Origin of the sequence: Mesorhizobium sp. 1B3 (genome assembly GCF_050958605.1) — a bacterium.
Taxonomy (GTDB): domain Bacteria; phylum Pseudomonadota; class Alphaproteobacteria; order Rhizobiales; family Rhizobiaceae.
This window is the reverse complement of sequence record NZ_JBJHDO010000004.1, coordinates 147,773-159,740: the sequence shown is the minus strand read 5'-3', so window position 1 is coordinate 159,740 and position 11,968 is coordinate 147,773. Positions and strand designations below refer to the sequence as shown.

The 11,968-nt window shown below is 62.0% G+C and carries 10 protein-coding genes; 4 read left to right on the top strand and 6 right to left on the bottom strand.

Annotated features, from left to right (window positions below):
* The first annotated feature begins 19 nt into the window (after positions 1–19).
* Positions 20–586: a TetR/AcrR family transcriptional regulator gene (locus ACCO56_RS12765; RefSeq protein WP_433641135.1), complete on the top strand. Its 567-nt coding sequence runs from the start codon at positions 20–22 to the stop codon at positions 584–586.
* 125 nt (positions 587–711) lie between these two features.
* Positions 712–1,596, top strand: coding sequence for an EamA family transporter (locus ACCO56_RS12760; protein ID WP_433641133.1), 885 nt, complete (start codon positions 712–714; stop codon positions 1,594–1,596).
* Positions 1,597–1,615: 19 nt separating this feature from the next.
* On the opposite strand, the gene cml is transcribed toward ACCO56_RS12760, so the two are convergent.
* Positions 1,616–2,812 carry a CmlA/FloR family chloramphenicol efflux MFS transporter gene (cml, locus tag ACCO56_RS12755; RefSeq protein ID WP_433641131.1) on the bottom strand — a complete coding sequence of 399 codons (1,197 nt, stop codon included), beginning with the start codon at positions 2,810–2,812 and terminating at the stop codon, positions 1,616–1,618.
* A gap of 777 nt (positions 2,813–3,589) precedes the next feature.
* Here cml and ACCO56_RS12750 point away from each other — a divergent pair.
* On the top strand, positions 3,590–4,285 hold the full coding sequence (locus tag ACCO56_RS12750) for a TerC family protein (protein WP_433641129.1): 696 nt from the start codon (positions 3,590–3,592) through the stop codon (positions 4,283–4,285).
* A gap of 49 nt (positions 4,286–4,334) precedes the next feature.
* Positions 4,335–5,651: a 30S ribosomal protein S12 methylthiotransferase RimO gene (gene rimO, locus ACCO56_RS12745; protein ID WP_433641509.1), complete on the top strand. Its 1,317-nt coding sequence runs from the start codon at positions 4,335–4,337 to the stop codon at positions 5,649–5,651.
* 242 nt (positions 5,652–5,893) lie between these two features.
* Here the strand turns inward: rimO and ACCO56_RS12740 are convergent, their stop codons facing one another.
* From ACCO56_RS12740 to ACCO56_RS12720, 5 genes are all read right to left on the bottom strand, one after another.
* Positions 5,894–6,964: a BMP family ABC transporter substrate-binding protein gene (locus ACCO56_RS12740; RefSeq protein ID WP_433641127.1), complete on the bottom strand. Its 1,071-nt coding sequence runs from the start codon at positions 6,962–6,964 to the stop codon at positions 5,894–5,896.
* A 157-nt stretch (positions 6,965–7,121) separates the two neighbouring features.
* The gene (locus tag ACCO56_RS12735) at positions 7,122–8,036 is read right to left on the bottom strand and encodes an ABC transporter permease (protein WP_433641125.1); all 915 of its coding nucleotides are present in this window, start codon (positions 8,034–8,036) and stop codon (positions 7,122–7,124) included.
* Positions 8,029–9,126: an ABC transporter permease gene (locus ACCO56_RS12730; protein ID WP_433641124.1), complete on the bottom strand. Its 1,098-nt coding sequence runs from the start codon at positions 9,124–9,126 to the stop codon at positions 8,029–8,031. Before ACCO56_RS12730 ends, ACCO56_RS12735 begins: the two co-directional genes overlap by 8 nt.
* Complete coding sequence (locus ACCO56_RS12725) at positions 9,126–10,703, bottom strand: ABC transporter ATP-binding protein (protein ID WP_433641508.1); 1,578 nt, start codon at positions 10,701–10,703, stop codon at positions 9,126–9,128. The genes ACCO56_RS12730 and ACCO56_RS12725 overlap by 1 nt, the downstream gene beginning before the upstream one ends.
* Before the next feature lie 287 nt (positions 10,704–10,990).
* The gene (locus ACCO56_RS12720; protein ID WP_433641123.1) at positions 10,991–11,968 is read right to left on the bottom strand and encodes a quinone oxidoreductase family protein; all 978 of its coding nucleotides are present in this window, start codon (positions 11,966–11,968) and stop codon (positions 10,991–10,993) included.

The window sequence follows — 11,968 nt, the reverse complement described above, 5'->3', positions numbered from 1 at the left end:
TCGAATGGATGGGACGGGAATGGGAAATGATCGCAGAACTGGTGGCGGCCGTGACCGGCTACTGGAAACCGCCCGCAGGCTGTTCATGCGTCATGGCGCTTCGAATGTCGGCATTAACGAGGTGACGGATGCCGCCGGTGTCGCCCGCATGACGCTCTACAACAATTTCCCTTCCAAGGAGGCGCTCACCGTGGCGGTGTACGAGGAGATGGCCGCGGCGACGTTGCGCGCCCTCGAAACGTTGCCGGAGGCAGGGACGGAACAAGCCCGCATCGAAGGCATATTCGACCTGTTTGCCCGCGGAACGCTTCGCGCGGATTATCGTGGTTGCCCTTTCATCCATGCGAGCTTGCAGGAGGGGGAGCCATCCGGACCGGTCCACGCGGTCGTGCAGCGCTACAAGCGAGCCCTGCGGGACCAAGTGTTTCGTGCCCTGGATGAAGAACGCGCCGAACGTTCACACATGGCGGACAGCATCGTGCTGCTGCTCGACGGAGCCGTGACGGAGGCGTACATAAAGGGGGTCGCCGAGCCCATTGCCGTGGCGAAGCGGGCAGCAGAGATCTTGCTCCAAGCCGTCCGATGACCTGCGTCGTGCCCACCGGCGCTATCCGTTCCCTCCCCCGCCGATAATTCCTTTTCGGTTCAAGGTTTCAGCCAAGCTAGAAACTCAACTCAATTCAAAGGCATGATTGTTCTCGAGAACCGGAGATGAAGCCGCGCCACCTCTTCCTTGCCTTGGCCATCGTGCTGATCTGGGGTGTCAACTTCGCCATCATAAAGATCGGCCTGCGTCAGGTTTCGCCTTTGGCGCTCGGGGTGGCTCGCTTCGCCCTCGCCGCATTCCCATGGGTCTTCTTCTCCAAGCGGCCGGACGTGCCGATGCGCCTGATCGCGATCTACGGATTGCTGATCTTTGCCATGCAGTTCGGCTTCCTGTTCACGGGCATGAAGGTCGGCATGAGCGCAGGGCTTTCGTCGCTCATCCTGCAACTCCAGGTCTTCTTCACGATCGGGCTATCCGTCCTCCTGCTCAGTGAACGCCCGACCCCGTGGCAACTGACCGGTGCGCTGCTCGCTTTTTCGGGTGTGGCCTATGTCGGGCTGCATGTCGGCGGTGACGTGACGATGGCCGGGCTCGCCCTTCTCATCGCCGCCGCAGCTTCATGGGGTGGCGGCAACATTGTCTCGAAGCGCATTTCGCAGCAGGCCGGTTCGGCCAGCGTGCTGGGTCTCGTCGCCTGGGGAAGTCTCTTTGCGTTGCCGCCGCTCCTGATCGCGACGCTGCTTCTCGACCGCGCGGGCTTCGTCGCAAGTTTCACGCAACTGGACTGGGTTTCGGTTGGTTCGATTGCCTACATCGTTTATCTCTCGACCCTGTTCGGCTTTGCGGCATGGAGCGGTCTGCTCGCCCGTTATCCTGTCTCGACGGTTGCGCCCTTTACCCTTCTCGTGCCGGTCTTCGGATTCCTCGGCTCCGCGGTGCTGCTCGGTGAGCCGCTGCAAGGCTGGAAGCTTTTGGCCTCCAGCCTCGTCATTGCGGGGTTGTGCATCAACCTCTTCGGATCGCGCCTGGCGAAGGCAAGACCATCATGATGAGCCTTGCACCGGCTGTTCAGTCGTTCTTCCCTCGCCTTTGCAGCAAACGCAACGCCCCGAGCGTCAGCAACGCCAAAGCCACGCAATAGACGATCAGCGGCCATGCCGTGTCGCCAGGAAGCACGACGATCAGCGCCGTTCCCACGGTCGCGACCAGTATGCTCTGCACGCAGAAATAGAGCGCAACGGCGGCCCCCGCCGCCTTTCCGAAGTCCTGGAGCGCGCCGTTTGCCGTAACGGATGAAGCAAAGACGATACCGACCGCGATGATCCACATCGGAAGCATGAAGGTCGCGAAGGACGGATCTCCGACCAACTGGCCGACCGCCAACAGCGCGGCTCCCAGAAGCAGCATCGCCATTCCCCGCGCCAGGCTGCCCGCAATTCCCCATGACGCGACGAATCGTTTTGCGAAACGGCTGGTGAGGATCATCACTATCGCCGCCGTTCCGAAAACCAGGCTGAATGCGGTCTCTGAATAGCCCGCCCGGTCGATGAGCACGCGCGGGGCTGTCGAAAAGAACACGAAGAAGGCTCCCATCGCCGCGCTGAAGCCAAGCGTGTAGGTCCAGAAAGCCGAACTTCTCAGGATCGCGGCGAAGTTCGTCTCGCCGGCACTGTCCGCCGGCCGCGTCTCGCGCCATTTGAGCGTCGCATTCAACGTCGCCATGAGCGCCAGGACTGCCAGGGCGACAAAGATGCCCCGCCAGCCGAAAGTCTCCGCGATCAATGCGCCGGTGATCGGACCGAAGGCCGGCACGAAGGCCAGCATCGACCCGAACAGACTATAGATGACAGCGCCTTCCGGCCGCTCGGCATAGACATCTCTCACCGTGGCGAAAGTCGCGACGAGCGCCGCCGACGCGCCGGCAGCCTGCGTGATGCGGAGGAGGACGAAGACGACAGCGGATGTCGTGACCGCCAGGAGGGCTGAAGCGAGGCCAAAGATCAATGCGCCGCCGAGCAGGACGGGTCGCCGGCCGATACGATCGGAGAGCGGCCCGAAGACGATCTGGCCGAGTCCGAGCAGAACCATGTAGAGGCTGAGCGTCAGCTGAACGACCGAAGGCGAGGTTTCAAGGATCGCCGGCATGGCCGGCACGATCGGCAGATAGATGTCCATGGCCAGCGAGGCCAGGATATCGAAGGGGGCCATCAGCAGGATGGCAGCCGGCAACGAGAGTTTCCAGGCAAAGGATTGGGGATGAGGCATGATTCTGCGCCCGCTCAAATGTGTGCATCGGGGCGGCGATCTGCCTGTAGCTATTCCGGTGGAGTTTCTTGACAGACGGCCGCAACAACAATCGAGTGCTGTTGCGGCTTAGCGATCTGCTGACTTGCAGGTCCTCATGGTCGTGTCCCCCGGACTCAAGAAGCTGGTCCATTCGATATCGCGCGGAACTATCACCGCTCCCGGGCTGCCGCAACCCAGCGGGAGGTCGCTGCATCGCGAAGCGAGATCGAGCGCTTCACGAAAAGGCTGCGACAATCTTGCAGTTCGCGCCTTTTTTACCGCTGTTGTCGAAGCGGGGTGCGTTACCTATGTGAGATTCGTTGGCGGCCTTTCCTCCTCCAGGCCGCCATACCGGATGAAGCGCCGTCGACCTCCTCCCCGACGGCGCTTCATCCCAATCCACGATAGCTCGTGCGGGCTAGCCTTTAGCGAACGACCGTCCACCAAGGCGTGAAGCCGGGTCGGGCCTGATACGTCCAATGTAGCGGTATCGCCTGGGGATTTGTCACATATTCTTCCAATTGCCTCTCGAAGGCTAACAGGCGCAGTGCCGACCCCGCCCCGCGGGCACTGACTGGGCCCCTGCCAAGAACGCCCGGTGCCTGCAGCGGCTGCAGACGTTACGGGTCGCCTGTTATCTCGGGAGTCTGATCACAAAGCGCCCGCCGGCTCGCGACAATTTGCGACGCTTCTTGACGGCTGCCCAACTCACACGTTAACGGGCGTCCCAAACCTGTTTGTGACGGGGCCCTTTCCATGGAAATTTTCACCGCAGCCGGCTTTTCCGCGCTGCTTCAAGTCATCGCGATCGACCTCGTCCTCGCTGGCGACAACGCTATCGTAATCGGCCTCGCGGCCGCCGGATTGCCGGCAGAGCAACGCAAGAAAGCCATTCTCATCGGCATTGCCGCGGCCACCGCACTGCGTATCGGCTTCGCGCTCATCACGACCTGGCTTCTCCAGATCGGCCCCATGCTGCTGATCGCCGGCGGTCTGCTGCTGCTCTGGGTGTGTTGGAAGATGTGGCGCGAACTCCGCGTCAGCCACGAAGCCGAGCACGACGCTACCGAAGCGCTCGCCAATGCCGATCTGGACACCGACGGCAGCGTGGCGGGGAAGGCACCGACGAAGACCTTTGCGGCCGCGGCCTGGCAGATCGTCATCGCCGACGTATCGATGTCCCTCGACAACGTGCTGGCGGTTGCCGGCGCGGCGATGGAACATCCGACCGTGCTGATCATCGGACTCATGCTCTCTGTGGCCCTGATGGGCTTCGCAGCGAGCTTCGTGGCACGCCTTCTGCACAAATACCGCTGGATCGCCTATATCGGCCTGCTCATCATTCTCTACGTCGCCCTGAAGATGATCATGGATGGAGCCGTGGATCAGTTCCCCGAGCAGTTCGGTTTCCTCAGCGGCTGGTTCGGCGGTTCGCATAATGGCGGCCACTGAAACCTGCGCCCGGTAGGAGCCATCCATGACGAGAACGGAAGCAAACAAGATGTCCGCCGCGCCGCGTGTCAGTTTCGTGAGCCTCGGTTGCCCGAAAGCGCTGGTCGATTCCGAACGCATCATCACCCGCCTACGGGCGGAGGGTTACGAGATATCGCGCAAGCATGACGGCGCCGACCTGGTCGTCGTCAACACCTGCGGCTTTCTCGATTCCGCCCGCGCCGAATCCCTCGACGCCATCGGAGCGGCGCTTTCCGAGAACGGCAAGGTCATCGTAACGGGATGTCTCGGCGCCGAACCGGACGTCATCCGCGAGAAGCATCCGAATGTCTTGGCCATCACCGGCCCTCAGGCTTACGAGAGCGTCATGGCGGCGGTGCATGAGGCCGCTCCGCCGGCGCACGACCCCTTCGTCGACCTCCTTCCGCCTCAGGGCGTGAAGCTCACGCCGCGCCATTACGCGTATCTGAAGATCTCGGAAGGCTGCAACAACCGCTGCACCTTCTGCATCATACCGGCGCTGCGCGGCGATCTCGTTTCGAGACCGGCAGCGGATGTCCTTCGCGAAGCGGAGAAACTTGCAGCCGCCGGCGTCAAGGAGATCCTGGTCATCTCACAGGATACAAGCGCCTATGGGATAGACCTGAAGTATCAGGCGAGCATCTGGAAGGACCGGGAAGTCCGGGCAAAGTTCCTGGATCTCGCCCATGAACTCGGCGAGCTCGGCGTGTGGGTCCGGATGCACTATGTCTATCCGTATCCCCATGTCGACGAGGTCATTCCACTGATGGCCGAAGGGAAGATCCTTCCCTATCTCGATATTCCTTTCCAGCACGCCTCCCCCCAGGTGCTGAAGAACATGCGCCGGCCGGCGCATCAGGAAAAGACCCTCGATCGCATCCGTCGCTGGCGCGAAATCTGCCCGGACCTCGCAGTCCGCTCGACCTTCATCGTCGGCTTCCCCGGAGAGACCGACGAAGGTTTCGAACTGCTGCTCGACTGGCTGGATGCGGCGAAGATCGACCGCGCCGGCTGCTTCAAATACGAGCCGGTCAAGGGCGCGCGCTCCAACGATCTTGGCTTGTCCGAGGTCCCTCAGGAGGTGAAGGAGGCCCGCTGGCACCGCTTCATGCAGCGGCAGCAGAAGGTCTCGGCGGGCCAGCTTCAGAGGAAGTTGGGCAAGCGCCTGCCGGTCATCATCGACGAAGCGCACGGCCTCAATGGAAAGGGCCGCACCAAGTATGACGCGCCCGAAATCGACGGAGCCGTGCACATCTCGTCGCGGCGGCCACTTCGTGCAGGCGACATCGTCACCGTCAAGATCGATCGCTCCGACGCCTACGATCTCTACGGCACGGCCGTGTAAGAACGGCAACAAAGATTGCCCTTTGGGCAAGCCCCTCATCGGCCTGCCGGCCACTTCTCCCCGTGAAGAACGGGGAGAAGACCGATGGCATCTTCGCCTTCGCCAATCGCCGACGGTTGGCGACTGGCGAAACGCAACCGGCCGTCGTCTCTCTCCCCGCGAATTCGCGGGGAGAGATGTCCGGCAGGACAGTGAGGGGCAATTCGCGACCGGTCAAAGATGAACGCCCGTGGATCCGCGGATCATTGCGGCAGCTTGTCGTCGACGCCCTTCACGTAGAAGTTCATGCCGAGGAGCGTGGCGTCATCCGCCTTCTCGCCGGCCTTCAGCCATTCCGAGCCGTCCTGTTTGGTGACCGGCCCGGTGAAGGGATGGAATTCGCCCGACTTGATCTTGGCTTCCGTTTCTTCGGCAAGCTTCTTCACGTCGTCCGGCATGTTGGCGTACGGCGCCATGACGACATGGCCTTCCTTCATGCCGCCCCACACGTCCTGCTGCTTCCAAGTACCGTCGATCACCGCCTGGATACGCTCGATGTAGTATGGCCCCCAGTCGTCGACGATCGAGGTGAGCTGGGTTTCGGGGCCGAACTTGATCATGTCGGAGGCTTGGCCGAAGGCCTTGATCCCGCGTTCGGTCGCAACCTGCATCGGTGCGGTCGAGTCGGTGTGCTGGGTGATGATGTCGACGCCCTGGTCGATCAGCGCCTTGGCCGCGTCTGCTTCCTTGCCGGCATCGAACCAGGTGTTGGCCCAGACGACCTTGACCTTGAAGTCGGGGTTGACCGATTGCGCCCCGAGCATGAAGGCGTTGATGCCCATCACCACTTCCGGAATTGGGAAGGAAGCAATGTAGCCGGCAAGCCCGGCCTTCGACATCTTCGCCGCGATCACGCCCTGCACATAGCGGCCCTCATAGAACCGGGAATTGTAGGTGGCGACGTTGGGATGCTCGCGCTTGTAGCCCGTCGCATGCTCGAACTTCACGTCCGGGAAACGCCCTGCGACTTTGTTGGTGGCGTCCATGAAGCCGAAGGACGTGGTGAAGATGATGTCGCAGCCGGAGCGGGCGAGGCGCTCGATGGCGCGTTCGGCATCCGCTCCCTCGGGCACGCTCTCGAGATAGGCGGTTTCGAGCTCGTCGCCGAACTTCTCCTTGGCCTGGAGAAGGCCTTGATGGTGCTGGTAGGAATAGCCGAAGTCGCCGATCGGGCCGACATAGACCCAGCAACCCTTCACCTTGGCTTCGGCCGCCATCGTCCCGAACGACAGCACAGCGGCTGCCGCGGCCAATGACAGAATGGTTTTCTTCATGACGTGGTCCTCTTTTGGTTAGCCTGGAGCATCATCCCGTCCTTTGTTGTTCTCATCTAAAGCATGTCGCGCGAATTGGGATTCGCCCGACATGCTTTAGCTGTTGTTTTTGCATGTCGTTTGCCCAAAACCGCTGCACAGTTTTGGGTGACATGCATTAGCGGTCCGGCACGAAGGGCCGGCCCAGCGAAGCCGGTGTATTGATCATCGTCAAGCGGCGGTTTCTCGAAATCAGGACCAGCACAACGATGGTCGCCACGTAGGGAAGCGAAGACAGCAGTTGGGAGGGAACCCCGATCCCCAGCGCCTGCGCATGCAATTGCCCGATCGACACCGCGCCGAACAGATAGGCGCCCGCCAGCACCCGCCACGGCCGCCACGATGCAAAGACAACGAGGGCCAGCGCGATCCACCCCCTGCCGGCCGTCATGTTCTCGATCCATTGCGGCGTGTAGACCAGCGACAGATAGGCTCCGGCGAGCCCGGCGCAGGCACCGCCGAACATCACGGCAAGGTAACGTATGCCGATGACGTTGATGCCCAGCGCGTGGGCAGAGGCATGATTGTCGCCGACGGAGCGCAATGTCAGACCGGCTCTCGTGCGGAACAGGAACCACGCCACGCCCGCCGTCAGCACGATCGACAGATAGAAGAGCGGATCCTGGCCGAACAAAAGCTTCCCGATAAGTGGCAGGTCGGTGAGATACGGAATATAGACATAGCTCATCTTCACGCCGGGAAAGCCGACGAACCCCTCGCCCAACATTCCGGAGAGACCGAGGCCGAGCAGGGTCAAGGCGAGACCCGTCGCGACCTGATTGGTCACCAGCGTAAGGGTGAGGAAACCGAAAAGCAGGGAGAACAGAGCGCCGACGACAATGGCCGCGAGCACCCCCAGCCAAGGCGAGCCCGTCGCAAGCGCGATACCGAAACCGGTGACGGCGCCCATGACCATCATGCCCTCGACGCCAAGATTGAGTACCCCTGAGCGTTCGACCACCAACTCGCCCATGGCCGCAATCAGCAGCGGCGTGGCGGCGGTCGCTATCGTTATCAGGACCTGTTCAAGCATTCTGCGCCGCCTCTTGCGTCTTGGTCGCCGCGCCGATGAAGCGGATGCGATAGTGGATCAGCGTGTCGCAGGCGAGCACGAAAAACAGCAATATGCCCTGAAAAGCGCGCACCACCTTATCGGACACCCCGATGGAGATCTGCGCCGCCTCGCCGCCAAGATAGGACAGCGCCAGGACCAGACCCGCGGCGATGATGCCGAGCGGATTGAGACGACCGAGGAAAGCCACGATGATTGCAGCGAAGCCATAGCCGGGAGAGATCACCGGGCGAAGTTGGCCAATTGCTCCGGAAACCTCCGAGATCCCGGCCAAGCCCGCCAGCGCGCCCGACAGCACGAACGCGAAGAACACCATGCGCCCTGCCGAGAACCCGGCGAAGCGCCCGGCGCGCGGGCTTTGACCGAGAACCTTGACTTCGAAGCCCCTCAGGGTCTTCGACAGCACGAACCACAGGGCGACCGCCGCGACCAATGCGAAAACGAAGCCCCAATGGGCCCTGCCGGATTCCGGCCAGATCTCCGGCAGGATGGCGTAGGAATGGAAAGTGCGTGTTTCCGGGAAGTTCATGCCTTCCGGGTTGCGCCAGGGCCCACGGACGATCCAATCCAGGAAAAGCTGCGCCACATAGACCAGCATCAGGCTGGTCAGGATCTCGTTGGTGTTGAAGCGTGCCTTGAGCCAGGCTGGGATGGCGGCATAAGCCGCTCCGCCGATCATGCCCATGACTAGCATCAGAGGCAGCACGATCCAGGACTGAAAAGTCGGAAAGACTACCGGCAAGATGGAGCCGGCAATTGCGCCGATGATGAACTGGCCTTCCGCTCCGATGTTCCAGTTGTTGGACAGATAGCAGACCGACAGGCCGACAGCGATGAGGATCAGCGGGGCAGCTTTCACCGCCAATTCGTGCAGCGACCATGTCTCGCGCAACGGGTCGACGAAATAATAGTAGAGCGCGTCCGCCGGATTCTTGCCGAGCGCGGAGAACATGATGGCGCCGGCGACCAAAGTGAGAGCGAGGGCGATGAAAGGCGAAAGCGCGCTGAAAAGCCTAGAGTGCTGAGGCCGCTTAACGAGTTCGATGCGCATCAGGCTGCCTCCACCGGAGGCTCGGCATGGCCTGGGTTGGCGCCGCCCATCAGCAGGCCGATCTTTTCGAAAGTCGCTTCGGCGCGCGGGAGCGGCGATGACAACTCGCCGTTGTGCATCACCGCGATCGCGTCGGCGATTTCGAAGAGTTCGTCGAGGTCCTGGCTGATCACCAGGACCGCCGAGCCCTTGCGGGCGAGCTCGATGAGCGCTTGCCTGATGCGCGCGGCCGCGCCCGCGTCGACGCCCCAGGTAGGCTGGTTGACGATCATCAGCGACGGTTGCCTGTCGAGCTCTCGGCCTATGATGAATTTCTGAAGGTTGCCTCCCGAGAGAGAGGCGGCTTCCGGATCGGGCGCGCTCTTGCGCACGTCCATGACTGAAATGATCCGCTGCGCAGCCACTGCCAGGGAACTGTTCCTGATGGCTCCAGCCAGACCAAGATAGGCCTTGGCGTCGGTGGCGTGACGCGAGAGCAGCAGGTTTTCCGAAAGCGTCATGCGCGGCACCGCGCCATGGCCGAGCCTTTCCTCGGGAACAAAGGCTGCCCCGAGCTTTCTGCGCGCCGAAATCCCGAGCCGGCCGGCATCCTTGCCACGAATGCGGATCGTTCCGGCTTCCTTCTGCAGAACCTCACCCGATACCGCTTCGAAGAGCTCGCCCTGACCATTGCCGGCGACACCGGCAATACCGATCACCTCCCCCGCTTGAACTGACAGGTTGATGCCACGCAGAGGGACCGAAAACGGCGTGGCGGGTATCCGGTTGAGGTTGCGCATCTCCAGCAAGGTCTCCGCCTTGCCTGCATTCTCGGCGGGAGCCCGCACGATTGCCTGGACTTCGTTGCCGACCATCATCCGGGCGAGCGAGGCGGCCGTCTCCCGGCGCGGATCGCAATGCCCGACCACCTTGCCGTGACGAAGGACCGTGGCGCGATCGCAGATGCGCTTCACTTCTTCGAGGCGGTGCGAAATATAGAGGATCGACTTACCCTCGGCCTTCAGACGCTCGAGTGTTTCAAAGAGCTTGTCGGCTTCCTGAGGTGTCAGCACGGAAGTCGGTTCGTCCAGGATAATGAGTTCCGGCGCCTGAAGCAGGCAGCGTATGATCTCGATGCGCTGCTGCTCTCCGACAGAGAGATCGCCGACCAACGAATACGGATCGAGGGGCAGACCATAGCTGTGCGAAAGGGCCCGAGCCTTGGCGGCCGTCGTTGCGATCGGCGTATCGTCATCGAGCGACAGCGCGATGTTTTCCGCTGCCGTCAGCGCTTCGAAAAGCGAAAAATGCTGGAACACCATGCCGATGCCAAGGCGACGGGCGGCATGGGGATTGTTGATCCGGACCGTTTCGCCCTTCCAGCGAATCTCACCGGAATGAGGCTCGAGCGACCCGAACAGCATCTTCACCAATGTGGATTTGCCGGCGCCGTTCTCGCCCAGCAAGGCGTGGATCTCACCCTTCGCGATGGTGAGGTCGATATGGTCGCAAGCCGTCAGCGTCCCGAATATCTTGGTCAGGCCACGGACCTCGAGCAGGTTCGTGGATTCGTCGCTTGCACTCACAGTGCCTCCCAGGCTGTACCCTGTGGCTGAGGTGGCGCCCCCGAAACATCGGGTCATCGGCATTGCAGAACTTCAAATCCGAAATCCGCGCGAGACTCAATAGATTGCTCGCGCCTTCGGCCAGAAATCCGTCGGTTTTTTTGCCGCTCCAATGTGCCGCTGGCTTCAGATTGCCGCAGTCGCTGTGTTCTGTGTTCCCGCAAACATGGTAGGCATGAGCCGCCGAGGAGGCAAAGCTGCCCCTGACTTGAAAGAGCTTCAAGAAAACCAGCGACTATGGCTTAGCCCGCAATAGATGGTCACGGCAGCAGGATCGTCGTTCCCGATGTCTTGCGTGCCTCGAGATCGGCATGCGCGCGGGCAGTCTCCTTCAACTGGTATCTCTGGTTGATCCTTATCTCGACCGCTTTCCGGGCGACCACGTCGAACAGCGCCTGGGCGCCCTGCTCCAGTTCGGAACGTGCGGCGATATAGTTGAAGAGGGTCGGCCGCGTCGCGTAGAGAGACCCTTTCTGCGACAACACCGCCATGTTGAAGGGCGGAATCGGCCCCGACGATTGGCCGAAACTGATGAAGAGACCGCGCGTCTTGAGGCAGTCGAGCGAGGCCGGAAAAGTATCCTTGCCCACTGAATCATAGACGACCTCGCATTTGCGGCCGCCGGTGAGTTCGTTCACCGCCGCCGCGAAATCGGTGGTCCGATAGTTGATGACATGGTCGTAGCCGTGCTCCTTGGCCAGAGCAACCTTCTCTTCCGAACCGGCCGTGCCGATCACCGTCGCGCCGAGAGACTTAGCCCATTGGCCTGCGATCAGCCCCACCCCGCCCGCGGCCGCATGAAAGAGGATGGTGTCGCCGGGATTCACCTTGTAGGTCCGCCGCAGGAGATATTCGGCTGTCAGCCCCTTGAGCATCATGGCGGCGGCCTGCTCGTCGGAGATCCCGTCGGGAACCTTCACGAGCCGGTCGGCGGGTACGACGCGTTCCTCGCAATAGGCGCCGAGCGGCATCGTGTAGGCGATCCTGTCGCCGGGCTTCAGCCAGTCGACGCCCTTGCCCGTCTCGACCACCGTTCCAGCCGCCTCGCCGCCAGGCGTCAGGGGCAGGCCTTTCGGCGCCGGATAAAGCCCGCTGCGGTAATAGGTGTCCAGGAAATTGAGGCCGATGGCGCTGTGCCTTACCAGGACCTCCCCCTCGCCCGGGCTGCCAGGATCGACGTCTTCGTAGACAAGGACCTCAGGTCCGCCATGACTGTGAATTCGAACTGCCTTGGACAT